The 25,512-nt window shown below is 43.4% G+C and carries 25 protein-coding genes; 3 read left to right on the plus strand and 22 right to left on the minus strand.

The window, feature by feature from the left end; translation table 11 throughout:
* Positions 1-106: 106 nt before the first annotated feature.
* The 12 genes from C0979_RS02300 to C0979_RS02355 form a co-directional block, all read right to left on the minus strand.
* Positions 107-715, minus strand: a complete 609-nt coding sequence (locus C0979_RS02300) for a regulatory protein RecX (protein WP_101694449.1) — start codon at positions 713-715, stop codon at positions 107-109.
* A 2-nt stretch (positions 716-717) separates the two neighbouring features.
* Positions 718-1,749 (minus strand): recombinase RecA, encoded by a 1,032-nt coding sequence (gene recA, locus C0979_RS02305; RefSeq protein WP_101694450.1) that lies wholly within the window; start codon positions 1,747-1,749, stop codon positions 718-720.
* A 307-nt stretch (positions 1,750-2,056) separates the two neighbouring features.
* A complete protein-coding gene (locus tag C0979_RS02310; protein ID WP_101694451.1) occupies positions 2,057-3,337 on the minus strand; it encodes an aspartate aminotransferase type Ic in 1,281 nt (426 codons plus the stop codon).
* Positions 3,338-3,510: 173 nt separating this feature from the next.
* The gene (locus C0979_RS02315; protein ID WP_101694452.1) at positions 3,511-4,725 is read right to left on the minus strand and encodes a D-alanyl-D-alanine carboxypeptidase family protein; all 1,215 of its coding nucleotides are present in this window, start codon (positions 4,723-4,725) and stop codon (positions 3,511-3,513) included.
* 71 nt (positions 4,726-4,796) lie between these two features.
* A complete protein-coding gene (gene scpB / locus C0979_RS02320; RefSeq protein ID WP_173814199.1) occupies positions 4,797-5,375 on the minus strand; it encodes an SMC-Scp complex subunit ScpB in 579 nt (192 codons plus the stop codon).
* 29 nt (positions 5,376-5,404) lie between these two features.
* Positions 5,405-6,154, minus strand: a complete 750-nt coding sequence (locus tag C0979_RS02325) for a segregation and condensation protein A (protein WP_101694453.1) — start codon at positions 6,152-6,154, stop codon at positions 5,405-5,407.
* Between the two features lie 42 nt (positions 6,155-6,196).
* Positions 6,197-7,099, minus strand: a complete 903-nt coding sequence (locus tag C0979_RS02330; RefSeq protein ID WP_242962627.1) for a metallophosphoesterase — start codon at positions 7,097-7,099, stop codon at positions 6,197-6,199.
* 89 nt (positions 7,100-7,188) lie between these two features.
* The gene (locus tag C0979_RS02335; protein WP_101694454.1) at positions 7,189-8,421 is read right to left on the minus strand and encodes a D-alanyl-D-alanine carboxypeptidase family protein; all 1,233 of its coding nucleotides are present in this window, start codon (positions 8,419-8,421) and stop codon (positions 7,189-7,191) included.
* Positions 8,422-8,555: 134 nt separating this feature from the next.
* Positions 8,556-8,762 carry an alpha/beta-type small acid-soluble spore protein gene (locus C0979_RS02340; protein ID WP_101694455.1) on the minus strand — a complete coding sequence of 69 codons (207 nt, stop codon included), beginning with the start codon at positions 8,760-8,762 and terminating at the stop codon, positions 8,556-8,558.
* 67 nt (positions 8,763-8,829) lie between these two features.
* Positions 8,830-10,860 carry an ATP-dependent DNA helicase RecG gene (recG, locus tag C0979_RS02345; RefSeq protein ID WP_101694456.1) on the minus strand — a complete coding sequence of 677 codons (2,031 nt, stop codon included), beginning with the start codon at positions 10,858-10,860 and terminating at the stop codon, positions 8,830-8,832.
* Between the two features lie 111 nt (positions 10,861-10,971).
* Positions 10,972-12,645, minus strand: a complete 1,674-nt coding sequence (locus tag C0979_RS02350; RefSeq protein WP_101694457.1) for a fatty acid kinase ATP-binding subunit FakA — start codon at positions 12,643-12,645, stop codon at positions 10,972-10,974.
* Between the two features lie 19 nt (positions 12,646-12,664).
* Positions 12,665-13,024, minus strand: coding sequence for an Asp23/Gls24 family envelope stress response protein (locus tag C0979_RS02355; RefSeq protein WP_101694458.1), 360 nt, complete (start codon positions 13,022-13,024; stop codon positions 12,665-12,667).
* A 222-nt stretch (positions 13,025-13,246) separates the two neighbouring features.
* On the opposite strand from C0979_RS02355, the gene C0979_RS02360 reads away from it, so the two are divergent.
* The 3 genes from C0979_RS02360 to C0979_RS02370 all read left to right on the plus strand — a co-directional run bounded on the left by C0979_RS02360 (position 13,247) and on the right by C0979_RS02370 (position 15,944).
* Entirely contained in the window at positions 13,247-15,136 is a 1,890-nt protein-coding gene (locus tag C0979_RS02360; RefSeq protein ID WP_101694459.1) for an OPT family oligopeptide transporter, read from the plus strand.
* Positions 15,137-15,243: 107 nt separating this feature from the next.
* Positions 15,244-15,597 carry a PqqD family peptide modification chaperone gene (locus tag C0979_RS02365; protein ID WP_101694460.1) on the plus strand — a complete coding sequence of 118 codons (354 nt, stop codon included), beginning with the start codon at positions 15,244-15,246 and terminating at the stop codon, positions 15,595-15,597.
* Complete coding sequence (locus tag C0979_RS02370) at positions 15,597-15,944, plus strand: hypothetical protein (RefSeq protein WP_101694461.1); 348 nt, start codon at positions 15,597-15,599, stop codon at positions 15,942-15,944. Before C0979_RS02365 ends, C0979_RS02370 begins: the two co-directional genes overlap by 1 nt.
* Before the next feature lie 91 nt (positions 15,945-16,035).
* Here C0979_RS02370 and C0979_RS02375 read toward each other — a convergent pair whose 3' ends face one another.
* The 10 genes from C0979_RS02375 to zapA form a co-directional block, all read right to left on the minus strand.
* Positions 16,036-17,493, minus strand: coding sequence for an aminoacyl-histidine dipeptidase (locus C0979_RS02375; RefSeq protein WP_101694462.1), 1,458 nt, complete (start codon positions 17,491-17,493; stop codon positions 16,036-16,038).
* Positions 17,494-17,628: 135 nt separating this feature from the next.
* Positions 17,629-17,817, minus strand: coding sequence for a 50S ribosomal protein L28 (gene rpmB / locus C0979_RS02380; RefSeq protein WP_101694463.1), 189 nt, complete (start codon positions 17,815-17,817; stop codon positions 17,629-17,631).
* 145 nt (positions 17,818-17,962) lie between these two features.
* The gene (locus tag C0979_RS11940; protein ID WP_173814194.1) at positions 17,963-18,100 is read right to left on the minus strand and encodes a hypothetical protein; all 138 of its coding nucleotides are present in this window, start codon (positions 18,098-18,100) and stop codon (positions 17,963-17,965) included.
* Positions 18,101-18,188: 88 nt separating this feature from the next.
* A complete protein-coding gene (locus tag C0979_RS02385) occupies positions 18,189-18,578 on the minus strand; it encodes a GerW family sporulation protein (protein ID WP_101694464.1) in 390 nt (129 codons plus the stop codon).
* Between the two features lie 20 nt (positions 18,579-18,598).
* Complete coding sequence (locus tag C0979_RS02390) at positions 18,599-19,606, minus strand: DUF2953 domain-containing protein (RefSeq protein WP_101694465.1); 1,008 nt, start codon at positions 19,604-19,606, stop codon at positions 18,599-18,601.
* A 2-nt stretch (positions 19,607-19,608) separates the two neighbouring features.
* Positions 19,609-19,932: a hypothetical protein gene (locus tag C0979_RS02395; RefSeq protein WP_101694466.1), complete on the minus strand. Its 324-nt coding sequence runs from the start codon at positions 19,930-19,932 to the stop codon at positions 19,609-19,611.
* Positions 19,933-19,959: 27 nt separating this feature from the next.
* Positions 19,960-21,291, minus strand: coding sequence for a peptidoglycan D,D-transpeptidase FtsI family protein (locus C0979_RS02400; protein WP_101694767.1), 1,332 nt, complete (start codon positions 21,289-21,291; stop codon positions 19,960-19,962).
* 37 nt (positions 21,292-21,328) lie between these two features.
* Positions 21,329-22,801, minus strand: coding sequence for an FtsW/RodA/SpoVE family cell cycle protein (locus C0979_RS02405; protein WP_101694467.1), 1,473 nt, complete (start codon positions 22,799-22,801; stop codon positions 21,329-21,331).
* 8 nt (positions 22,802-22,809) lie between these two features.
* A complete protein-coding gene (locus C0979_RS02410) occupies positions 22,810-24,948 on the minus strand; it encodes a peptidase U32 family protein (protein ID WP_242962628.1) in 2,139 nt (712 codons plus the stop codon).
* 91 nt (positions 24,949-25,039) lie between these two features.
* Positions 25,040-25,453 carry a cell division protein ZapA gene (gene zapA / locus C0979_RS02415; protein WP_101694468.1) on the minus strand — a complete coding sequence of 138 codons (414 nt, stop codon included), beginning with the start codon at positions 25,451-25,453 and terminating at the stop codon, positions 25,040-25,042.
* Positions 25,454-25,512 lie beyond the last annotated feature (59 nt).

Here is a 25,512-nt window from a genome sequence, read left to right on the forward strand (position 1 = left end):
AATTTTCATTGTACAAATACAACACTTAAATTTTATACTGTTTTCACAATTCTGTCAAGCATTCACCTCAGAAACTTGTATCAGTTGACCTACTCAGACGATACAACTACCATTCGTCCAACCGCATTGCGCTTCGGACCTCCTCATAAGAGAATCCTTTCCGCACCAGATATGCCATGACCTTATGCTTCTCTTCATAATCTGCTTTTTCCGCATCATAACCTTTTTTCCGAAGGAGAGTGCGAATCGCCTCTTTGGAATCCTCGTATTGATATTCTTCTTCCATCGCTTTTTCAATCCATTCTCGTGAAATTCCTTTCTGGCACAATGAAGCATAAATCTCTTTTCGGCTTTTTCTCTCTTTGCGGCTATTAATAAAACTCCTTGCATACTCCAGATCGTTGATATATCCAAAAGATTTCACATAAGCAACCGCTTCGCTTACAATCTCTTCCGAATAGCCATCTCTTAAGAGCTTTGTCCGAAGCTGCGCTTCTGTTCGCCCCATATCAGTCAAAAGATGCATGGCACGAAGCTTCACTCTCTTTAATACAATCTCGCACCGAATGATCTGATATGTCTCCTCCCCCAGTTCCATCTCCGGTTTCAGCTGATAACGCGAAATCTCTCCTTTATAGAGTGGAAATACCGGCTCCCCATCAAGATACACCTGACATTTTGTCTTATTTATCGGTTCGATCCCGGTAATAACCATTCTTACTCTTCTCCGATCTCTCCGTCTTCCTGTGCCTCTGTGCCAATATGATAGTGAGCACGGATTTTCTCTTCCAGTTCCTCCATCACTTCCGGATGTTCTGAAAGATACTTTTTGGCATTCTCTCTTCCCTGTCCGATCTTCTCGCCATTATATGCAAACCAGGATCCACTTTTACTTACCAGATTAAGTCCTACTGCCAGATCCAGAATATCTCCTTCTTTAGAAATTCCTTTTCCAAACATAATATCAAATTCCGCTTCCTTAAACGGAGGCGCGATCTTATTCTTTACCACCTTCACACGGGTTCTGTTACCCACCATCTCACCGCTCTGCTTTAATGTCTCAATTCTCCTTACGTCCATACGAACAGATGCATAGAACTTAAGGGCACGTCCTCCCGTGGTCGTCTCCGGATTTCCAAACATCACGCCTACCTTCTCTCTAAGCTGATTGATGAAAATCACCACACAATTAGACTTGCTGATCACAGGTGTCAATTTCCTGAGCGCCTGAGACATCAATCTTGCCTGCAATCCCACATGGCTGTCTCCCATATCTCCTTCAATCTCCTGCTTTGGAACCAGTGCTGCTACAGAGTCTACAACAATAATATCAAGTGCCCCTGAACGTACCATCGTTTCTGTAATCTCAAGCGCCTGGTCTCCGCTGTCCGGCTGAGAGATATAAAGTTCATCAATATCGACTCCTATATTCTTCGCATAAGTTGGATCAAGCGCATGCTCCGCATCAATAAACCCTGCGATTCCGCCTCTCTTCTGAACTTCTGCTATCATATGCAACGCAACCGTCGTCTTACCACTGGATTCAGGTCCATAAACCTCAACAATACGTCCTCTTGGCACACCTCCAAGCCCAAGCGCCAGATCAAGACTTAAAGATCCGGTCGGAATCGTCTCCACCGCTACCTGAGCTCCCGGATCTCCAAGCTTCATAACCGTTCCTTTCCCAAAATCCTTCTCCAGCTTTGCAATCGCCGCATCCAATGCTTTTTTCTTATCTTCATTTGCCATAATAAATTCTCCTTTTATCCAACGAACAAGTGTTCGTTTTGTAGTTAATATAGTAGTATACTTATTCCAAATTGTCAATATGTATTTCCCAAAATAAGGAACAAACTTTACGATCTGTAAACTTACGATAGAAACAGAAATATAAGAGCTCTCTTAGATATTTATTACGTTAGCACAGAACCTATTTTACGTCAATGCTATTTTCCGAGAAAAAAATCACCCGCCCCTCAAGGCAACAACCTCTTGGGAGTTGGGTGATCTCATTTTTATGCCGCAGTTCTTCTGCAACACAGACATATTTTCCGATCTAGCCAAGTAATTTGTCGATGCTCACCAATTTTACGCTCAGCACAAAAATTTTTACGGCCTCTTTTAATTCTTCCAATGTCGGATAAGACGGTGCAATACGAATATTGCTGTCTTTTGGATCCTTTCCATATGGGAAGGTCGCACCTGCCCCTGTCATAACAAGACCAGCTTCCTTCGCCTTCTCTACAATCGCTTTCGCACAGCCTTCCATTGCATCAAAAGAGATAAAGTACCCGCCGCGCGGTGCAATCCAGGAACCGATCTCCAGTCCTTCCAATTCTTCTTCCAACGTCTCCAGCACAGCATCAAACTTTGGACGCATAATATCGGCATGTTTTTTCATGTGTTCTACCATACCATGTATATCTTTGAAAAATCTTGCATGGCGCAGCTGATTTACTTTATCATGGCCAATTGTCTGCACCTGCATCTGCTTCCGGATCTCTGCCAAGTTCGCATCGGACGCCGCGATTGCCGCGATTCCAGAACCCGGAAAACTGATTTTCGATGTAGATGAGAATTTGTAAACCATATCCGGATTACCGGCTTTCTTACATTCCATCAGAATCTCAATCAGATAATCCTGCTTATCTTCATAGAGATGATGGATTCCATATGCATTGTCCCAATAGATACGAAAATCTTCTGCTGCCGGCTTCAGACATGCAAAACGATGCACTGTCTCATCAGAGTAAGTGATTCCCTGCGGATTAGAATATTTCGGAACACACCAGATTCCTTTGATCGCATCGTCCTCCGCAACCAATTTCTCTACAAGATCCATATCCGGACCTTCTGAAGTCATCGGAACATTGATCATCTCAATTCCAAAATGCTCTGTGATTGCAAAATGTCTGTCGTATCCCGGTACCGGGCAAAGAAATTTCACCTTGTCAAGCTTTGCCCACGGCGTGCTTCCCATAATTCCGTGTGTCATCGCTCTTGATATTGTGTCATACATTACATTCAGGCTGGAATTTCCAAAAATAATAATATTATCCTTTGGCACTTCCATCATATCTGCAAGAAGCTGTTTTGCTTCACGAATTCCATCTAAAACGCCATAATTCCTGCAATCCACACCTTCTTCACAAATCAGGTCTGAATCGCTTCTTAATACATCCATCATTCCCATGGAAAGGTTCAGCTGCTCTGCCGACGGCTTCCCTCTGGACATATCCAGTTTTAATTTTTTTGATTTTACTTTTTTAAATTCCTGCTCCAGCTCCTGCTTTAATGCAGACAGCTCTTCTCTGCTCATGTCTTTATATGCTGCCATGCCGATTTCCCTCCACTTTTTATTCACGATTGCTATTTTATATGATTTTTGACATTTCGTCAATTAAATCTTGCATTTTTCTCAAAAAACTTGTATCAAAATCCTCGTAAACCTTTCTTTTTGAAGTATACACTTTCAAAAGATTCATTTGTTCATACTTTGACAATCCTGTTTCAAAAGCACAGCCATTCCATCACACATTTCAAACACCAGAAAAAACTGCGCTTTTTAACACTTTCACAGGCTTCTATCTGATAGGATGCAATTTTTTCACCATTCAGGAAATACTCCATCTCCCCCACCGCCTGCCCCTGTGTTACAGGCGCCTTCACGTTTTCTTCAATCCTTTTCTTAACAGTGACTTGCTCCCCTTCCTTTAGAAGCATCTGAAAACCGGAATCCTCCCGCACTGCCACTTTCACCTTCTTAGTCCGTTTCCAGGGGCTTTCCTCATTTACGGCATTTTCTGCCAAAAGGTTCATTTTCCCCGGATCTTTCCATATGTAATAAGGCGCATAGGCTAAAAGTCCATACTCCATCAATTTTCTTGTATCACTCCATTTATAACTCTTATGATTTGGCCACCCACATGCGAGAAGCGTTACAATAAGGGTTCTATTTTTTTCTCGAAGCGCCCCTACATAGCAATATCCTGCATCATTTGTAAAACCAGTTTTCCCAGACAGTGCCCCATCCATCATATTCAAAAATGCATTATGATTTCTACAGAAAAATTTTCGTTTTCCCTCCACATCCCCAAAAGTGTACTCTCTAGTCTGCGTAATCTCAAGAAATCGTTCTTTTTCCGGCGACTGGGTAATACAGTAACGCATGATAGCTGCTAAGTCAGCCGCCGTTGTCCCATGTATTCCATCCTTATCCGAAGCATCCAACCCGTTCGGAGTAATAAAATGGGTATTCTCACAGCCAATTTCCCTTGCTTTTTGATTCATTCGGTCTGCAAATTTTTCTACCGTTCCTTCCACAGCTTCCGCGATGGCAACCGCACTGTCGTTATGTGATTCTAACATCAGCGAGTAAAGAAGATCTCTAAGATAAAACTTCTCCCCTTCTTTCATCCCCAACCGTACTTTCGGCTGACTGGCCGCATTGCGGGAAACGCATATCACACGCTCGCCTGCCTCTGACTCCAGTGCAAGAATACAGGTCAGAATCTTAGTTGTACTCGCATTTGGACGAATCACCTCTGCCTCTTTTCCAAATAAAATACGCCCATTGTCCGCGTCCATCAGGACTGCAGACTGGGCGTATAACTGTTTCGGCTCGTCCTCACTCTCTGCTGTTTTCGCCCAGACATTTCCCATACCCAGACCCAACAACATTTGCACCAAAACAAGAGCTCCTGCTATGTATCGCTTTTTCTTCATAACCCCGGCACCACACCATCTGATATCACATCAATATATGAAAGTCCCAGCCTTATTATTCCAAAAGATGATCAGATATCCAGTTTCAGCTGCACCTCTTCCTCTGCTTCCTCTTTGAAACTTTCTACTTGTTCCGGATTCGGACTTGGCAGCTCCTCTACCGACTGAATACTGAATCTTCTTAAAAATTCTTCCGTCGTTCCAAACAAAATCGGCTTTCCCGGTGCATCCAAGCGTCCTCTTTCACAGACCAGATTATACTCCACCAGCTTATTAACCGCATGATCCGACTTCACTCCTCGGATTTTTTCTATCTCCAGTTTAGTCACCGGCTGCTTGTAGGCAATGATCGACAGCGTTTCCAACTGTACATCCGTAAGTGCATAACGCTTTGGCTGTTTTGCCACGCGGATCAGATATTCATACATTTCCTTCTTCGTGCACATTTGAAACGCATTTTCCAGCTCAATAATTCGAAGTCCACGGTCTTCTGCATCGTACTTGTCCATCATTCGATGCAGGATTTTGCGCGTTGTATTCTCATCATGCTCAATGGCTGCTGCAATCTTGCCAAGCTCTACAGAATCTCCCATGGTAAACAAAATTGCCTCTATAATTCCTTCTAATCTATTGATTTCCACTCTATCCATACTACCTTTCCCATTCAATCTTTCTCCCGCTATTCTTCAATCCGGGACAGGATCAAAATATCATCAAATGCATGCTCCTGACGGATCAGAATAACCCCTTCCTTCATCAGCTGCAGCACTGCAAGAAACGTCACCACAATCTGTGTTCTGGAAGTTTGCTGTTCTAAAAGCGACCGAAAACTGAATCGACTATGGGTTCTGGCATATTCACTGACAAAATCAAGTCGATCCGGAAGGGTGACTTCTTCTTTTTCGATCTTTCCAAACTTACTTCTGACTGGATCAATCTTATCCACCTGCTTTTTCATCACTTCTTTGAAAATACGGTTCAGCTTAGCCAAAGTCAGATCTCCAAGCAATTCATCTAAGTCTACCGGTTCTACATATTCCAGCACTTCATTCGGAATTGACGGGTCTTTATACAACACCTGTTCTCCGTCCATCTGACGATCCCGCAGCTCGTAAGACATGTATTTGTACATCTTATATTCCAGCAGCTGCTCTACCAGTTCCTGCCTAGGATCCTCTTCCTCGCCCTCTTCATTCACTTCTTTCGGAAGCAGCATCTTGCATTTAATATCCAAAAGTGTAGCCGCCATCACCAGAAATTCGCTCATTATATTCAGGTCCTCTTTCTCCATCGCCTGAATATACTCCATATATTGATTTGTGATCTCCACAATCGGAATATCGTATATATCAATTTTATTTTTATCAATCAGGTGCAGCAACAAATCCAGCGGTCCTTCAAACACCTGCAGTTTTACCGGAATTCCCATAGATATCCCTCACACATTCATCCTTTTATCACAATTTATATATTATACAGGATTTTTTTTATTTCCACAAGTTTGAAATTCCAGTACAACCAGTTCTGCCGGGTTCCACAAACGAATGGGAATAGAGTGCGCGCCAAGTCCTCGACTCACCACAATATCCGTATCTTTCTTCCGGTAATGTCCTCCGGAATACTTCGGAAACAAGGTGAAATTCGGCGCAATGACACCGCCAACCCACGGAAGCCTTACAATTCCCCCGTGAAGATGACCAGACAGAACCAAATCAGCTCCCCATTCCAGATACTGATCCATATAATCCGGATTATGAGCAAGCAGAATCTGATAACTCTCATCTGCCTGCCCGATCCTTCGCTTCAATTCACTTACAGGAATCTGTTTCTTCCCAAATCTACTATATCCATAGAGGGGAATTTCAAGTCCTGTCAATTTCACATTTGTTTCATCCCACAAAAGCTCTGCACAGTCATTTTCCAACATTATAATCCCTGCGTTTGTCAGAAGCTTTCGATACTCCTGATAGGATTGGCGATACTTCTTTGGCCATTCTTTCAATTTCTGCTCATGGTTTCCGTTCGCACAGTAAACATCACAGATTCCAGGCAGTTTCCCCAAAAATTCCGCCGTTTTTTCAAAGGAGCATCCATCCTTTCGGACCAACATATCTCCCCCGATGAAAATCACATCCGGCTTTGCGTCTACAATAGCCTGGTAAAGTCTCGCATTATTCTCCCCGTAACAATAATTATGAAGATCCGTCAGGAATACTGCCCTTCTGGCACGCTTCATTCCCATAAGTTTTGGTGACTCAATACAATAATGTACTACACGAAAGGTATGCATCTCCCGAATAATTTCTATCATCAGGAATACTCCCAGGACGACTGCCGCCCCTAGAATCCCTGCCGTTTTCATTTCTATCTTCAATGATCCTTCTCCTTTTTATATCTTGGATCATTATATAATTATTTTCCCGGATTTGCAAATACCTTTCCCGCTCGCTTTTACTCTTTGCTCTACAACAAAAAGCTTCTGGCAGCTTCTTTTGCAGCCGTCTTATATGTAATCTCTCCGACCGCCTCTGTCGCCACAATTTCAACATTTCCGACTTTCTCCCCATTCAGATAATAAACAGACATACCAAGAACCTGCCCTTTTCTTATCGGCGCCTGAATCTTCTTATTCCAAACAACTTTTCGTTTCATTCCCGTCAAATCAAGTCCCTTTGTATCTACATAAGCAAACGGTTCTTTCTGCTTTGCTTTCGCCGTCTTTTTCACTCCCCTTATAACCTTTGCCTCTCCCACCGGCCGTACCTTTTCCTCTTGATATCGCCTGCATATTCCGAATCCATAATTAAGAAGAGTCGTTGCATCCCGAAACCTCTGCTTTGGATCCGGGGCTGCCATGATCACCGCAATCAGTTCTACACCGTCCTTTTCTGCGGTAGCCGAAATACAAAATTTTGCCTGACCCGTAGATCCGGTCTTCAAGCCTGTGGTGTACTCGTACTGGCGTACCAGCTTGTTGGTATTTGCAAGCCCAAATTCTGTCTCGCCTTTCTCTGTAACGTGGGTAATATTCTCCATCCAGATCATGGAATATTCGTGAATCTTTGGATATTTGGTGATCAGTTCCCGCGACATCAATGCGATGTCCTTCGCCGTCGTCTTATGCCCGTCTGCATCTAGACCATTACAATTCAAAAAACTGGTATTCTTCATTCCCAGTTCCTTAGCCCGCTGATTCATCTGGCTGACAAATGCCTCCTCGCTTCCGCAGAGATGCTCAGCCATTGCCACACATGCGTCGTTCGCACTGGCTACTGCAATACATTTAATCATGGTATCCACCGTCTGCGTTTCTCCCGGCTCCAAAAACACCTGAGAACCGCCCATCGATGCCGCATACCCTGACACCGTCACCGAATCCTCTAAACGAATCTTACCTTCCTCCAAAGCATCGAAAATCAAGAGAAGCGTCATCACTTTCGTCACACTGGCCGGCGCAAGCTTTTGATCTGCACTCTTTTCATAGATAACCTGACCGTTGGATGCTTCCATAAGGATTGCAGACGGCGCGGCCACTTCCACTGACTTACTCATTTCTTCTGGTTCTGCTTCCTGTTCCTGCTGATTTTCCTGCGAGCCAGGCAGCTCTTCTGCACAGACACATTTTTCTCCCGGAAATATCCATATGCTTTGGATTCCCACTAAAATTCCCACAATAACTGCAATGATTTTTTTCATACTTTCTTCCTCTAGCAATCGATTACTACTATATATAATAGAAAAAAGTCAAAATTATACAAAAGGGACAGGGTAAAATATAATTCGGGACGGAGTAAAGTTTCATTTTACTCCGTCCCGAATTAAAATAGAAGTTATTTTCCAGCCATCTGTTTTTCCTGCTGTTCAATCATCTTCTTCACCATATATCCACCTACAGAACCATTCTGTCTGGATGTCAGGTCTCCGTTGTACCCATCTGTTAACGGTACGCCCAATTCATTTGCAACCTCATATTTGAATTTGTCTAATGCACCCTTTGCTTCAGGTACGGCTGCTTTGTTAGATGAACGATTTGCCATTACTCTTCTCCTCCTTTTGGTAACTTTGTAACTTTGTTGTTTGTTACAATGCTAGTATATGGAGGATTTAGATAATTACACTGGAATTTCTATCATAATCTGGAAGATTTTTCAACCAGTCAGGATCGGCTTTAATAATCTCCGATGCCGCTTCATTTGCCATTTTAAGAATTTTTGCATCCTGGTAGACATCTCCCAAACGGAAATTCATAAGACCGCTCTGACGGATTCCAAAAAGGTCTCCCGGCCCCCGAAGTCTCAAATCTTCGCTTGCGATCCGAAATCCGTCATTAGAGTGATTCAGAATATCCAACCGTTCCTTTGTCTCCTTGGATTTGGATGCTGTCATAAAAATGCAATATGACTGATACTTTCCTCTTCCCACACGCCCTCGAAGCTGATGCAGCTGTGCCAAACCGAATCTTTCCGCATTTTCAATCATTATAACCGTCGCATTCGGCACATCGATTCCAACTTCAATTACGGTAGTCGATACCAAAATCTGAATCTCATTTCTTCCAAATCGTTCCATAATATCGTCTTTTTCCGCCTGACGCATCTTTCCATGCAGGTAGGCTATCACAATATCTCCCCCCAGCTCCTGCTTAAGAGCTTCGGTGTAATCCAGCACATTTTCTGCTTCCATATGTTCACTGGATTCCACCATAGGACAGATAATATAACACTGCCTTCCTTCTCCAATCTGCTGCTTCATAAATCGGTATGCGCTCTCTCGATATCCGGTTCCTACTACACAATTCTTAATCGGAAGACGATTCGATGGCAGTTCATCAATCACCGAGATATCCAAATCCCCATACAGAATAATAGCCAATGTCCGCGGAATCGGTGTTGCACTCATTACAAGAACGTGAGGACATCCCCCTTTATTCGCAAATATTTCCCGCTGCTTCACACCAAACCGATGTTGTTCATCTGTCACTACCAGCCCTAAGCAATCATAACTAACCGCCCCTTGTATCAACGCATGTGTTCCGATAATAATCTTTGCATACCCGCACGCTATCCGGTCATAAGAACGCCGCTTTTCCTTCGTGGTCATAGACCCTGTCAACAGTTCCACCTTCACTGCTATGCCGTAGGTCTCAAACAATTTTGTAATCGACTCATAATGCTGTCTTGCCAGCACCTCCGTTGGCGCCATCATAGCTCCTTGATAACCGTTTAGCGCCGTATAAAGAAGCGCTAACACCGCCACAATCGTTTTTCCCGATCCCACATCTCCCTGCACCAACCGGGACATAGCCGCATCTGAGGAAAGGTCTTCCTGAATTTCTGCCCAGACTTTTTGCTGTGCTTTCGTCAAAGTATAAGGAAGTGCTTCAATCAGGTCATCCACTTCTTTTTTCGGCTCCATTCGATATTCGTTTGGAAGGCGTTCGTTTTGATCCTTCATCCTGCGAATAGACAAAATAAATTCCAGGAATTCCTCAAATACCAGCCGCTCTCTGGCATGATAGTAAACCTCTTTATCCTCCGGAAAATGAATCCCGCGAATAGCATAATTGTATTCCGCCAATCCATATCGCTGTCGAAGCGCTTCCGGCAGATGTTCCTTCGTCAAATCCAGCCCGTCAAGCGCCTGTCGGATCGCTTTTGCCACTGCATTGTTACTAAGCCCTGTTGTCAGTCCATAGACGGGCTGAAGGGTATCTTGCTTTTCCTGATATTTTTCACTGGGATAAAAGATTTCCGGATGTTCCATAACCAGATCCTTCTTCTTTCGGACAACTCGTCCTCGTAATGTAATCTTCCCACCATCTGAAAGTGTATTTTTAAGAAATGGCATCCGAAACCAAACACACCGAAGCACTCCCGTTAAATCCTTAAGACACAACGTGGTTACTTGCAGATTCCGGTTCCCGCTCACCTGTACCCGACCATAGATCATGCCGGTCACTGTCTGCACCCGTCCTTCCTCCAATTCTCCAATCGGAACCGCTGCCTCATAGACATCATAGCCGCGCGGATAATAACGAATCAGATCACCTACCGTCTCAATTCCTAATTTCCCAAAAAGTTTCTCCGTTTTTTCTCCAATGCCTTTTAATTCTTTGATTCTGGTACGTTCTATCATCTTTTCCTTCCTACTAATTAACATTGCTGTAACTTGATGCGGAAAAAGAGCCAGATCCGTTTTGAGCAGCTCTCACACCGGTATCTGACCCTTTTTCTATCGTTCATTCTTTTATTCTACTGCAAGTACGTAGTAATAGATCGGCTGTCCACCGAAATGCGCATCCACATCTACATCCGGATACCGCTCTTCAATCTGCGCTGTAAACTTATCCGCATCTTCCTCAGATACTTCTTCTCCATAGTACAGACTGATCAGCTCAGAATCTTCATCAACCAGAAGAGCCAGCATCTCCTTCGTCGTATCCTCCACAGATTTTCCTACTGCAAGAATTCCCTGATCTCCGATTCCCATAATATCGCCTTCGTGAATCTCTTTGTCATCGATCTTTGTGTCTCTAACGGCGTAAGTAACCTGACCGGATTTTACGTTTTTAATCTCTTCTAGCATCGTTTCTTCATTGGTCTTTGCATCTGCATCCGGCATAAAATTAATGATCGCTGTGATTCCCTGCGGAACTGTCTTCGTTGGGATTACAATAATCTCTTTATCTTTGACCAGCGCCTTTGCCTGATTGGCTGCAAGCACGATATTCTTGTTATTCGGAAGAATGAAAATGGAGTCCGCATTGACACGGTCAATCGCATTTAACATATCTTCTGTACTCGGGTTCATCGTCTGTCCGCCTTCAATAATATAGTCGGCTCCAAGTTCCCGGAAAATTTCATTTAATCCTTCTCCGATAGAAACCGCAATGAATCCCATCGGCTTTCTTGGCTCATCTGCTTTTCTTGCCTCTTCCGCTTCCTTTTCCTGCTGCGCCAGTTTCTCTGCATCACGGATTAATTTTTCCTGATGCTCTTCGCGCATATTATCGATCTTCATACGGGAAAGCTGCCCGTATGTCAGTGCTCTCTGGATAGCCAGTCCCGGATCATTCGTATGAACATGGATCTTCACCACATCATCATCAGCCACACATACAATGGAATCACCAATGGAACTTAAGTACTCTTTGAAGGTATGCTCATCTTCTTCTGTAAACTCTTTTTCTGTAAGAATAATAAACTCTGTACAATATCCAAATTTGATATCCGCTGTATCTTCTGTACTGATCTTTGCAACTCCCGCGCCTGTTCCGGGCGTAATTGCAGTGTAATCAATCTCTTTTCCCAGGAATGCGTCATAGGCACCTTTGATTACTTCCAGAAGCCCCTGTCCACCGGAATCTACTACCCCAGCTTCTTTTAATACCGGAAGCATATCCGGCGTCTTTGCCAATACTTCTTCGGCATGTTCAATAACCGCTGGAATAAAGACTTCCAGATCGTCCGTCTCTTCTGCCATCTGAGCCGCTTTCTCAGCGATTCCGCTTGCAACTGTTAAAATCGTTCCTTCCTTCGGCTTCATGACCGCCTTATAGGCTGTGTCTCTCGCTCTTGAACAGGCTGCTGCCAATGCAAGTACATCAATCTCTTTTTCTTCACGAATTGCCTTCGTAAATCCTCGCAGCAACTGGGAAAGAATAACCCCTGAGTTTCCTCTTGCTCCTCTTAATGATCCGGAAGAAATTGCTTTTGCAAGTTCTTTCATATCAGATCCTGAAAGCGCAGTCACTTCCTTCGCCGCTGACATAATGGTCAGAGACATATTTGTCCCCGTATCGCCGTCCGGCACTGGAAACACATTCAGCTCATTAATATATTCCTTCTTCGCTTCAATATTCTGTGCACCTGCAAGAAACATCTTTGCAAGCATATCCACACTGATTGTTTTTGTAGCCACTTTCCTATGTCCTCCTTAATTAATCGATGACCCTGACGCCTTCAATGTAGATATTAATTTTATCTACCGGCATTCCGGAAAATTCTTCCACGCGGTATTTTACATTACTGTTCAAATTCTCTGTTACCGCAGAGATACTTACTCCATATGCAACAATAATATGGAAGTCTATAGTCAGATGATTATCATCAGAGATATCAACCTGGATTCCTTTTGTCAGACTTTCCTTCTTCAACAGATGAACTAGTCCGTCTTTTACATTCACTGCAGCCATACCAACGATGCCAAAACATTCAACTGCTACTGTACCGGCATATTTTGCGATTACTTCTGGATCAATTGTAATAATGCCGAGATCTGTGCTCATACATCCTTTCATAATTAAAAACCTCCGTTTTTTATTTTATATATAGCCATAGTAAACCATAATAATATAATATTATACTCCCTTTCCGCATATAATACAATACAAAAACTTTTACAATTATTCATGTTTTTTGTATAAAAAAGCACATTTTTCTTCCCTTTATGACAATAAAGTGATATAATACGTAATGTTGCATATATTGCAATAGAATTTTTCATAGAAAGGATTGAGAACATGGAAAACAACAAGAACGAGTTCAAGCCGTATATTCCAGCCGACCGTGTCGTACCGGAATTTACAGCGACCTCTCTCTTGATTGGTATCCTGCTTGCTATCGTGTTTGGAGCAGCTAATGCTTATTTGGGGCTTCGCGTAGGTATGACAATTTCAGCTTCTATCCCTGCCGCAGTTATCTCCATGGGTATTATTCGTGTTATTATGCGTAGGGATTCCATTCTTGAGAACAACCTGGTTCAGACCATCGGTTCTGCCGGTGAGTCTGTAGCCGCAGGAGCAATCTTCACACTTCCAGCATTATTCTTATGGGCTGAAGAAGGAAAGATCGATTCTCCTAGCATCATTACCATCTTCCTGGTAGCATTTGTCGGAGGTATCTTAGGTGTATGCTTCATGGTACCACTTCGTCAGGCGCTGATCGTAGAGGAACATGGTACTCTTCCATTCCCGGAAGGAACTGCTTGTGCAGAAGTACTTCTGGCTGGAGAAGAAGGAGGAAGCAAAGCAAGTACTGTATTTGCAGGACTTGGAATTGCAGCTGCTTACAAATTTATCGCTGACGGTGTAAAACTGTTCCCAAGCGAAATCGGTTATGACTTCAAAGGTTACCCAGGATCTCACGCTGGTATTCAGGTTCTTCCTGCACTGGCCGGTGTTGGATACATCTGTGGACCTAAGATCTCTAGCTACATGCTTGCCGGAAGTACATTAAGCTGGTTTGTGCTGATGCCTATGATCGCACTGTTCGGTGCTAATGCAACGATCTTCCCAGGAACTACTCCAATTGCAGAACTTGCACCTGGAGACCTGTGGGGAACTTACATTAAGTACATAGGTGCCGGAGCCGTTGCTGCCGGAGGTATCATGAGCTTGATCAAGAGTCTTCCTCTGATCGCAAGAACCTTCAAACAGGCAATGTCCAGCATGAAGAAAAACCATACTGCTTCCAAAGCACTTCGTACAGAAGATGATCTTCCAATGCCATTACTGCTTGTAATCGTACTGGTAATCGCAATTGCAATCTGGTTGATCCCAGCATTCCCGGTTAACCCACTGGGTGCTCTGATCGTTGTTATCTTCGGATTCTTCTTTGCGACTGTATCTTCTCGTATGGTAGGTCTGATTGGTTCTTCCAACAACCCTGTATCCGGTATGGCGATTGCTACACTGATTATCGCAACTCTTCTTCTGAAGGTTACCGGAACAGACGGAACAACTGGTATGATCGGTGCTATCGCTATCGGTGGTATCATCTGTGTTATCGCTGCTATCGCAGGCGACTGTTCACAGGACTTAAAGACCGGATTTATTCTTGGTGCTACACCTAAGAAACAGCAGATCGGTGAAATGATCGGTGTATTTGCTTCTGCAATCGCTATCGGTTATGTACTGAACCTGTTGAACCAGGCATGGGGTTATGGCTCTGCTGAAATCCCTGCACCACAGGCAACAATGATGAAAATGCTTGTTGAAGGTATCATGAACGCTGAGCTTCCATGGTCACTGATCTTAATCGGTGTATTTGTAGCTATCGTAATTGAGATCCTGAAGATTCCGGTACTTCCATTTGCTGTAGGTATGTACCTTCCATTCAGTCTGAATGCTGGTATCATGGCAGGTGGTGTCGTAAGATTCATCGTAGAACGCCGTAAAGGTGAAGAAAAAGAGAAGAACGCTTCTATCGACCGCGGTATCCTGTACACATCAGGTCTTATCGCTGGAGAAGGTCTCATGGGTGTTGTTCTTGCAGCCCTGGCTGTTGCAAAACTGGATACAAAGATTGTTTCCCCATTTGCACTTCCACAGATTGGAAGCCTGATTCTGTTCATCCTGCTTCTTGTTTCCCTGTACATGGTATGTATTAAGAAATCTAAAAAAAGCAAATAAGATGAATAAAAGTCTTGTAAAATAAGCATAACGGATACAGCCTGTGATTCGCAGGCTGTATCTTATTATCAGATAGTTGTAATCAATGCAAACGAGGAGTTTTACCCATGTCAAAGAAAAACAAGAACAAAAATTATCTAGACTTCATTCCTGTCCGAAATCCAAAGATCGAATTTGAAACCAGCGAGAAAGGGCAGGTAACTCTTTTCATTGAATGGAAAGGATTCTATCACAAGATCGCTCAGCGTATTTTCCGTCGCCCGCGAGTAAGCGACATCAAGCTGGATACTTATGGAAGCTTTGTATGGCTGTCCATTGATGACTGCAAAGATGTTCATCAACTCTCCAAAGATATGGATGCAAAATTTCCGGGAATGGAAAAATCTTTGTCCCGGCTGATTAAATTTCTTGAAATCCTACATGATCACAAATTGATCCACTGGAAAGGAGAAGAAAAATAATGCTAAAATATCTTCCCTATGTTTTATTATTCGCAGTCGCAACTGCCATCATTTACGGATGGGGGCTTTGGCGTTCTATGCGGCAGGGTCAGGATCTTTCTAATATGCTATGTTCCAAAGGAATTTCCAAGGTTCGAAAAGCTCTGAAAAAAAACGGCCCAATGACTCGCATGGAACTGGAACCTATTGTAAAAGATCTGACTGCAAAGCAGCCTTTTACCACAGAAAAAATGGGTGTTACAGATCCCAAAACTTTTTTGGAGTCCATCCTTCCATATATGATGAAACAAAAAATGATTCAGGAAATCAAAGAAAATAATAAAGTGAAGTATCAGATATGCAAGTAGAAAAGAATAATATCAAAAACGGACTGTCTCAGGCATAAAATGCTCCAGGACAGTCCGTTTTTTATTGTTTTTATCGCTGCATTACAAATGCCTATAAATTCGCCATTCTCTTTAATACATCCGTCAAAAGTTCATAGAATCGCTCTACAGAATCCAGTGGCAAACGCTCATCCGGAGTATGACAACCCTGAATGGTCGGTCCAACTGCAATCGCATCAATTCCAGGAAGGGCATCAGAAAACAGTCCGCATTCCAATCCTGCATGGATCGCTTCGATCTTTAACTCATCTTTGAAAAGATCACGATAACTGTCTTTGAAGACTTCCCTTACTGCAGATTCTTCTTTATAACTCCACCCTGGATACTCTGCACTAAATTCGCAATCAAATCCATACTCTTCCATGGACAGTCTGATTCGAAGTTTCAGATCCTCCATCAGAGATACTACAGAAGATCTTGGCGAGAAGTTAATATACATCACATTCTCTTCAAGATTTACAATTCCAAGGTTTGTAGAGGTAACAACAAAGCCTTCCATGGTCATATTACGCTTCTGAACACCGTTTGGCGCCATATATACCGCTTTTACAACCGTCATGCTATCCTCTCTTGTCAACGCAGAAACTACCGCCTCCTGTGAAGTCACATTGCAGGCAATTTCCTTCTCATACGCTGCTAATTCATCACGGAAAGCTTCTGCCAGCTCTTCTGCCAAAGCCTTCGCATTTTCTGCTTCTTTGGAATCTGCATAAACCAAAGACGCCTTACACTCTCTCGGGATTGCATTATCTTTCGTTCCGCCCACGAAGGAAACCACTCTTCCATCCGTTCCTTCCAGCAAACGGTACAAAAGTCTTGCCATCAAAATATTACCGTTCTGACGTCCTTTATTAATATCGCTTCCAGAGTGTCCTCCCATCAATCCAGATACAGACAACTGAAGCTGCGTTCCATTGATCTCTTCTCTTTCCACTTTTCTGGACGCAATGATACGAAGTCCTCCCGCACAGCTTACCGTCGCAATTCCTTCCTCTTCTGAATCCAGATTGATCATAGTAGATGCACTGATCTGGGATTTATCAAGTCCAGCTGCTCCAAAAAGTCCTGTTTCCTCCTGACTGGTAAATACGCACTCAAGCGGCGGATGCGCAAGTGTCTCATCATCCATTACCATCAACATCAACGCCACCGCAATTCCATTGTCCGCGCCCAGGGTTGTCCCATCTGCTTTCAAAGCTCCATCTTCAACCAAAAGATTTAATCCATCTTTCGTAAAATCATGCTCAACGCCTTCCAATTTTTCACATACCATATCGATGTGCCCTTGAAGCATCACCGGCTTCTGCTCTTCTGCGCCTTTGCTTCCCGGCTTCTTAATAATTACATTAAAAAGTTCGTCCTGGTAATACCAAAGTCCTCTTTCCTTTGCGTAGGCTACCAAATAATCGCTGATTGCCTTTTCATTTCCAGATCCTCTTGGGATCGCACTGATCTCCTCAAAAAAGTGAAATAATTTTTCCGGCTTGCATCCTGTAATCTTATATTCCATCTCTGCCGTCTCCTTTCTGATTCCCTTTTTATAATTTTAAAACATGAAATGTACTTTTTGACATTTCTATAATTAAACAAAAACTCAGATTCCTGACGAAATCTGAGTTTTAATTCTTACTGATATCAGTTTCAATTAAGCACGCTCTACTCTGCCTGACTTCAGACAAGAAGTACATACATACATCTTCTTTGTAGCTCCGCCTTCTGTTTTAACACGAACTGATTTTACATTTGATTTCCACATTTTTGGTGTTTTTCTATGAGAGTGGCTTACATTGTTTCCAAAGTGAGCTCCCTTTTCACAAATAGCACATTTTGCCATGATTGCACCTCCTAACCTACCTATATAGTCTCTTCTCCAGACTCACAACAATAGTATTTTATCAGATATGGGCTGTAATTGCAAGTGTTATTTTACTATTTTGCTTGTTTTGTCCATTTTTATATTGCTGTCTCTTCTTTTCCTCCTAACAGCAGAACAAATTGTAACCTGCAAGGATACACAGAATAATACACAGCACTTCCACAAATGTATTCGGCAGGATCAACGCCAGAACCATTCCAACCGCCACCCAGAAAAGCGCAAATCCAACGACCCGCTTCATACACTCACCTCTGCTTGCATTTTCTATCAATCTATGCACAGATGCCGATATTTATTCTTTAACAGAAAAAGATTGAAATTAATCGCCTTTATTTCTCTGCTTCATCCAGGATATCCATCACATCCTCTTCTGTCACTTTTCCCTCTTTTCTCTCCTGAAAACGATCCATGACATCCGGAATCAAATCCAGAATCTTGGTCATGGTATCCTGATTTCGAATGTTGACCAGTTTGGTATGTCCGTTCTGAATCACTAGCACTGCACTTGGAGTCATCTTTCCGCCAATACCGCCTGCTCCCTTTTCCCTATTTTCACCATTGAATGATCCGGCTCCCACCGCAAAGGATACATCCACCAACGGAAGGATAATGGTATCTCCAATATGAATCGCATCTCCTACCACCGTTTTACTGGACACTACTCCATTCATCCCATGAAACAGCGCTTCCACCGTTCCTTTAAAATTACTTTCAGCCATACTTTTTCTCCTCCTGCCTGCTACCATTTAAAATTTTTGATCTGCCGATACGCCAAGCGCACTTCCTTTGCCAAAACCAACTTCAGCAAAAGGCCCACAAACAGCGAAACTCGGATTCTTCCTTTGATATAGCAACTTCCTTCCAGAATCTGGTTTTCAAAATCCGGTTCGATCTCCACTGCCTCTCCATAAAACGGATACAGTATTCCAAGAACCGCCAACACCTTCCCTGTATTGTAAGGATCCGAAAATCCATAGTGAATCTTTGCACTTAATTTCTTAGGCCGGATCTTTTTTAACAGTGTAACAATTCCTTTCTTCACCTTCGCAAAGGCTTTTCTCTGAGTCGGATCCGTCAGAAATTCCGTGACTTTTTCTTTTCTATCCAATAATATTTTTATTTTATCACAGATCTTCTGAAATGTACATTTGATCTTATTGATCAGACTTTCTTTTTCTTTCTTTTCTGCATTGCTTTTTGAAGTGCTTTTACGTTCTTCGCCGCTTTTCTCCACTTTCTTCCGGTCAATCTTTGCACTTTCTTCCACTGTCTGCGTTTCTGCTTCTCGAACTTTTTCCACAGCTTTTTCTTCCATCTGCAAAGCTTCTTCCAGAGCTTCTTTTTGCGTTTCACAAGCTTTTTCAACTGTTTTCCATCCAGTGTCTTCATCCTGCTTTGCCTCCATTTGTTCCCGTTTTTCATTCTCCAATTCCAGTTCCGCTTTCAGTTCTGCTTCTGGTTCTGGTTCTGCTTCCGACTCTGAAGCTCCCATCATTGTCTTCCATGCAACCCGAAGCTTCCATTTGATGCGTCCATCCTTCACCGCCAGTCGGAAACTGACCAGATGCAAAAGCCAGCTTGCCCGCATCTGCGCCTGAAGATTCTTCATCGTCTTTTCACAGACCGCTTTTCCTTCATAGCGGACAGGGACGAAGAGGATAATTCCGATCAGCAATACCAGTATCCCCAGTATTCCTACAATTATCATTCCAATTATTTTTAAAATCAGTAATAGAATATGCAGCATTCCTACTCTTCCTGTTCTTTCTCTAATATAAAGGACCGTACATCTGCCCCGCCTGTCTTTCGATACACTTCTTCTACAATGGCTTCTACCAATTCCACTGCCGCGTCATAACCTCTGGCAATTCCCACCACCAGATAGTCTTCCGTGGGATAAGCCGGCTGCAAAAACTGCACGGTATTATAAATCTCCAGTTGATTCTTTTCCCCTTCCGGCAGTGTAACTACAAACAAATCCCACTGCAGACGGTTCTCATTCAGTCTCCTGATAATTGTTTCTTTCTTCTTTTCCAGTCCTTCTGGCCAGAAAAGTCTTCGACAGTACCTCATAGTATAACCCCTTTTCAGGAATATTTTCTAGTAATAATAAGTATCAAACACCTGCTTTGCCACATTAACAGCCTTGGCCGTTCCATCAGAAGACTCAATAATCACACTGATGACAAGTTCCGGATTTTCCACATTAGACATTCCTACAAACCAGGAATGGTCTTTCTCTTTATCAGAACTATACTCCGCAGTTCCTGTCTTTCCTGCCGCCGTATAAGACTGACCGGAAAGAACGGATCCCGTTCCATAATCCACCACACTTTGCATATAAGATTTCAACGCCGAAGCCTCCTGAGCCGTCATAAGCTCTCCGTATTTGGATGGTTTATTCTTACTCATCTCTGCGCCTTTATAGTTCGTCACTGAATCCACGAGATACGGCTTCATCAACGTTCCGCCATTGGCAACAGCTGCCGTAATCAGGGCCATATGGTAAGGACTTACCTGCGTCTGCCCCTGTCCCATTGCCGTCATCATTCTTGCCGCACTTCCATCCTGCGCTGACAGAGTAAAACTACTCTTCGCCGCCGGAAGTACGCAAGGGAGCTTCTTTCCAAACAACAGCTCTTTCGATGTCGCCTGAAATGCAGACGGATCCAAGCTCAAACCAATATTGGAAAAAGATGTATTACAGGAATAGGCAAAGCTTCCCTGCAAATCCAAAGGACCATGTACATTTCCGCCGTAACAGTGAATAGCTGTGCCTTCCTGTTCAATGACACCCGTGCAATTGTAGCTGTAAGAATTATAATCACTGTGTTCTCTCATATATTCCAGCGCCGTCACAATTTTAAAGGTAGAACCCGGTGCATAGAGCCCTTGCGTAGCCCGATTTAAAAGCACACTGTTCTCATCTGTACTAAGGGCTTCCCAGTTCTGCTTTACCGTATTTGGATCATAATCTGGCTTCGATACCATAGCAAGAATTTTTCCTGTGCTTGGCTCCAAAACTACAACCGCACCCTTATGGGCTCCCAGGGCATCATATGCCGCCTCCTGAAGCGTCGCATCCAACGTCGTCACCACGGTATCTCCCTGATTCTTCTGATCCTGAAATTCATTCTTTAGCTTCTCCAGGAAGAATGCATTAGACGTCAGAAGTTCATAGTTTTCTTCCGCTTCTAATCCGGCTTTTCCCTGCACACTGTAACCAACTACATGCGCGAAGATATTCCCATATGGATATTCTCTCGTCTCTGTTCCATCAGGAGCCACATTTGTCTGCGCCAGTACATTGCCGTTCTTATCTACAATCTTTCCTCTCACAACCCGGTCTGCGTAAGAGTCCTGCCTGGCGTTATAAGGGCTTCTGATAATATCCCGGCTCTTTACCACCTGGAAATATGCAATATATCCCATCATTCCAAGGAAAAGCGCCACAAAAATATAAGTAACCCTAGCGAACTCTTTGTTCCGGGCGCGCTTTGCCTTTTCCCGCTTCTTGTCTCTTTTGACCGCTTCTCTTCGCTCTTTCCGGGACATTTCCCGTTTTTCCTGGTCTCTGCGGATACGCTTGTCTGCTTCTCTTTGCTCGTAACCGCTCCTTCTTCTTTCTTTCAATATCCTCTTCCTCGTCTTCTCTTAATATATATAACCCTTGAATAATTGCAAACATAATCAGCGTGCTCAGAAGGGAGCTTCCTCCGTAGCTTACCAGCGGAAGCGTCACCCCCGTGGAAGGAATAAACTTCGTCACTCCGCCAATTGTCAGAAACACCTGGAAAATATAGCAGGTTCCAAGTCCAAGTGCCACCATCTTATAGAACATGTTATGAAGCTGCATTGCAATATTTAAGAACATAATATAACAGCTAACGCAGATAAGAATCATACATAATGCAAAGATCAATCCCATTTCTTCTGAGATAGCAGAAAAAATGAAATCTTCATCCGCTACCGGTATGGTATCCGGCTCTCCCTGGAACAATCCCATTCCAAACCATCCGCCAGTACCAATCGCAAACAGGGATTGCGCCACCTGATATCCTCCATTGTCATACGTCGCAAAGGGATCTCTCCACACATTCACACGGGTACGCACGTGTCCAAACAGATAGTACGCTGCAACGGAAGCCACACTTCCTGCCCCCAGCCCGGCCAACAGATAAAGCGGCTGATGGGTGGCCACATACAACATTGTAAGATACACCACAAAAATAATCAGCGCCGCCCCCAAATCCTTGGACGCAACCAGAATCAAAACATGAAACGCTGCAACGGCTGTAGTAATCACAATATTCTTAAATTCCATGGAATACTTAAAACTCGCCGCCACAAAAAATACAAAAACAATCTTCACCAGCTCTGACGGTTGAATACTGATTCCTCCAATGGTAAATCCCAGCTTGGCACCGTAGGATACTTGCCCTAATACAGCAACAACCCCTAGCGACACAATTCCTGCAATGCCATAGAATTTACGCCACTCAGGAAGTTTTTTAAATTTTCTGATAATGACCGGAACCACCAGACTTAGGGCAACTGTTCCTGCCGCAATCACATACTGCTTCACCGCTTTTTCATAATTCAGCCTGGTCAGCATAATCAATCCGATCGAAAGCAGCGTACACATATTGTTGACAACCAGCCTTGAGACCTTCGGATAAATCAATGTATACAGAAGAATGATCGCTCCCAACAACACCACCTGCATCAGATAGAATGCAAACATTTTAATATCTTCCGTCTCCAGATACATCACCACAAACGCGATCATATGAATCGTAAACATCAATACATTCTGCTTCCTCAGCATCCGTTTCTTTTTATCCGGATCATAATATCCGAAAATGTTAAAACACAGATATGTATACATTGTGATGAAAATAATCATCAGATATTTTGATAATTCTACAATAATATTAACCAATTTTCCACCTACTTTACTCCCCGTTTAAAATGTCCCCTGGTAAACTCAGATACGAAAGGCTGCGTTTTTTCACCAGAAAGAAGGGCATGGATGCAGGAAGCTGTTATTTTCTGAAGTTCCTTTCCTGTCTCCACCGTCATATCCAGACGAAGCTCTGCAGGCGCTAACGCCCGAATCTCTTCCTGTTTATCTGCCAGGTAGAGAGGATTCAAATTATAAATCACATTATAACAGTATTTGCAGCACTTTTGAACCCGAAATTCTTTCTGATATCTGTCAAATATCGACAATACCCCTTCCTGTCTCCTGCAGGTTCCCGTCGTTTTCTCTATACAGTTTGCTGTAATCATTACCGGCTGGTAACCATAAACAGGCAGTGCTGCCTCCGTAATTCCAAGCCGCAGCAGCTCTCTGTCATTAAGTTCCGCAGGCGCTGTAATCCTGCTGATTCCATTTTCTTTAAAAAATGCTTTCCCATATTGATTCCACACATACAAATTCTGATCAGAACGTATCTCTCCTTCATATCCCTTTTCCCACAGCCAGGACAGGCTTTCCCAGTTTCGAATCAACATTCCGTCATAGTGTGTAAGTGCTTCGCTATATTCCTGCTCTAAGAAAGAAATCCCCTCCTTGCGCAGGATATAAGGAAGTGCAAGAAAGAATCTCTTCTCGCTCCCGGCATGACTTTGAAGCAGACGATACGCTTTCATTCCAAGTCCCACTGTACTGTCCACATAGATAGCTGAAATCTCCGGAATTAAAAGAGCCTGCTCCAGCTGTTCCTGCGTGTGAACCAACATCGTAATTTCCGGATCCTTCCCTTTCGATTCCGGGATTGTCTCCTTCTTGGGCTGTACTTTCACTTCCCTCCGATAGGTTTTTAATAAACCTTCACTGAGGAGAGAAAGCCCCTCCCGACGCAATTCATTCAGCGCCTGCATTGGAAGAAATACCTCCCCTTCCAACACAATCTCCAGCTGATCAAACAGAAAATCTGTATTTCCTGTCTTTCGCATCTGTTTTTCTATCCGCTCTTTTGAAAGCGGCTGGCTCTGAGCCTTCTGAACTATCTCCCCGGTACACAGAATTTGCGTTTCCTTGGCGCTCACCACCAGTTTAGCACTCTGCCCGACAGAAAGTATTAATTTGCCATTAATTTTTTCTTGTATTTTTTCATCCAACCAGCTGTTTCCCTGATCTTTTTCCCGATCTTTTGCCGGCTGCGGACGCTGAAAGGATATCATATTCTTTCCGTTGTGCTGTCGATAATACCCTTCACTATATCCCCTTCTTTGATAAGCCTCCTGCAGTTTCTGAAGATCACTTTGCGTAACCCGGAACTTCTCTCTTCCATTTGCAAGATACGCGTCCGCATACTTCCGATACATCTGAGTCACCACAAACACATATTCCGGCTGTTTCATCCGACCTTCGATTTTAAAGGAGTCGATTCCTGCATCAATCAAATCCGGAATCATCTCAATTGTGCACAAATCTTTCAAGCTCATAAGATCCTTCGGCTTCTGCCCCTTCACTTGCCACGGAAGACGGCATGGCTGAGCACACTGTCCTCGGTTGCCGCTTCTTCCTCCAATCATGCTGCTCATTAAACACTGGCCAGAATAACAGTAGCAGAGAGCTCCATGTACAAAACACTCTACCTCCAGACCCGTTTCCTGCTTGATCTGTCTAACCTCCGCAAGAGACAGTTCCCTGGCCGGAACAACACGAGTAATCCCCTGGGCTTTCCAAAATGCCGCTCCCCTGCTTCCGGTAATGGTCATCTGAGTACTTGCATGGATCTGAAGATCCGGAAAATAACGGCGGATATAAGCTGCCACACCTGCATCCTGTACGATCACCGCATCCAATCCTCTTTTATAGTATGGAAGAAGATAACTGTACAGTCCATCCATCTCTGAATCTTTCAGCAAGGTATTCACCGTCAGATAAATCCGCCTCCCATGGATATGCACATAATCAATTGCGTCTAACAATTCTTCTTCTGACAGATTTTTTGCATACGCTCTTGCGCCAAATTGTATGCCGCCGATATAAACGGCATCAGCCCCTGCAAGAATCGCCGCTTTTAAACTTTCTATCGATCCGGCAGGCGCCAATATTTCAACTTCTCGTTTCATCATATTCCTTTTCCTATCCCTATTTATCTAGCAGGGATTTGTCTGTTCCCCGCACCTTATCTCTTTGAAGAAAAATAGGCTGTCCTCGGACAGCCTATTTTTTATGATTATTCTTTATCTCTGTTTCAAGCTGTACGATCTTCATCTGAAGCTCCTTGTTCTCCTCTTTCAGCTTGTCCATCGCTTTTTCTGCATTCTCAAGCTTAATCTGTACAGAGATCAATTCATGTTTCAGATCGTACATCTCCTTGTCCTTGGCTTCGATATCACTCTCCAGCGTACTTCCCTGCTTTTTCGCCTTAAAGTAATCATCTGCAATATTCAATGCCAGCAGGATACTTCTTGTCTCCGCACTCTGCTTCCGGTATCCATCGCTGTTCCCACATTCGTCAATCTTATGATTCAGATAAGTAGATACCTTCTGCAGATACTCTTCACTCTCGAATCCGCTAAGCGTAAATACTTTTCCCCCAATTAATACTTCTGTATAATTTTTTGATGATGCCATAAAAAGCCTCCTCGAACTTTCCTAATACTCTGATAACTATTATAAACTAATCCGCTGCA

The organism is Dorea phocaeensis, assembly GCF_900240315.1.
GTDB lineage: Bacteria > Bacillota > Clostridia > Lachnospirales > Lachnospiraceae > Dorea_B > Dorea_B phocaeensis.

Bases quoted from the DNA above. Each gene is read 5' to 3' on its own strand.
- C0979_RS02300 (WP_101694449.1), bottom strand. From the start codon at position 715: ATGGTTATTACCGGGATCGAACCGATAAATAAGACAAAATGTCAGGTG.
- recA (WP_101694450.1), bottom strand. From the start codon at position 1,749: ATGGCAAATGAAGATAAGAAAAAAGCATTGGATGCGGCGATTGCAAAG.
- C0979_RS02310 (WP_101694451.1), bottom strand. From the start codon at position 3,337: ATGGCAGCATATAAAGACATGAGCAGAGAAGAGCTGTCTGCATTAAAG.
- C0979_RS02315 (WP_101694452.1), bottom strand. From the start codon at position 4,725: ATGAAGAAAAAGCGATACATAGCAGGAGCTCTTGTTTTGGTGCAAATG.
- scpB (WP_173814199.1), bottom strand. From the start codon at position 5,375: ATGGATAGAGTGGAAATCAATAGATTAGAAGGAATTATAGAGGCAATT.
- C0979_RS02325 (WP_101694453.1), bottom strand. From the start codon at position 6,154: ATGGGAATTCCGGTAAAACTGCAGGTGTTTGAAGGACCGCTGGATTTG.
- C0979_RS02335 (WP_101694454.1), bottom strand. From the start codon at position 8,421: ATGAAAAAAATCATTGCAGTTATTGTGGGAATTTTAGTGGGAATCCAA.
- C0979_RS02340 (WP_101694455.1), bottom strand. From the start codon at position 8,762: ATGGCAAATCGTTCATCTAACAAAGCAGCCGTACCTGAAGCAAAGGGT.
- recG (WP_101694456.1), bottom strand. From the start codon at position 10,860: ATGATAGAACGTACCAGAATCAAAGAATTAAAAGGCATTGGAGAAAAA.
- C0979_RS02355 (WP_101694458.1), bottom strand. From the start codon at position 13,024: ATGAAAGGATGTATGAGCACAGATCTCGGCATTATTACAATTGATCCA.
- C0979_RS02360 (WP_101694459.1), top strand. From the start codon at position 13,247: ATGGAAAACAACAAGAACGAGTTCAAGCCGTATATTCCAGCCGACCGT.
- C0979_RS02365 (WP_101694460.1), top strand. From the start codon at position 15,244: ATGTCAAAGAAAAACAAGAACAAAAATTATCTAGACTTCATTCCTGTC.
- C0979_RS02370 (WP_101694461.1), top strand. From the start codon at position 15,597: ATGCTAAAATATCTTCCCTATGTTTTATTATTCGCAGTCGCAACTGCC.
- C0979_RS02375 (WP_101694462.1), bottom strand. From the start codon at position 17,493: ATGGAATATAAGATTACAGGATGCAAGCCGGAAAAATTATTTCACTTT.
- rpmB (WP_101694463.1), bottom strand. From the start codon at position 17,817: ATGGCAAAATGTGCTATTTGTGAAAAGGGAGCTCACTTTGGAAACAAT.
- C0979_RS11940 (WP_173814194.1), bottom strand. From the start codon at position 18,100: ATGAAGCGGGTCGTTGGATTTGCGCTTTTCTGGGTGGCGGTTGGAATG.
- C0979_RS02385 (WP_101694464.1), bottom strand. From the start codon at position 18,578: ATGGCTGAAAGTAATTTTAAAGGAACGGTGGAAGCGCTGTTTCATGGG.
- C0979_RS02390 (WP_101694465.1), bottom strand. From the start codon at position 19,606: ATGCTGCATATTCTATTACTGATTTTAAAAATAATTGGAATGATAATT.
- C0979_RS02395 (WP_101694466.1), bottom strand. From the start codon at position 19,932: ATGAGGTACTGTCGAAGACTTTTCTGGCCAGAAGGACTGGAAAAGAAG.
- C0979_RS02400 (WP_101694767.1), bottom strand. From the start codon at position 21,291: ATGGGATATATTGCATATTTCCAGGTGGTAAAGAGCCGGGATATTATC.
- C0979_RS02410 (WP_242962628.1), bottom strand. From the start codon at position 24,948: ATGATGAAACGAGAAGTTGAAATATTGGCGCCTGCCGGATCGATAGAA.
- zapA (WP_101694468.1), bottom strand. From the start codon at position 25,453: ATGGCATCATCAAAAAATTATACAGAAGTATTAATTGGGGGAAAAGTA.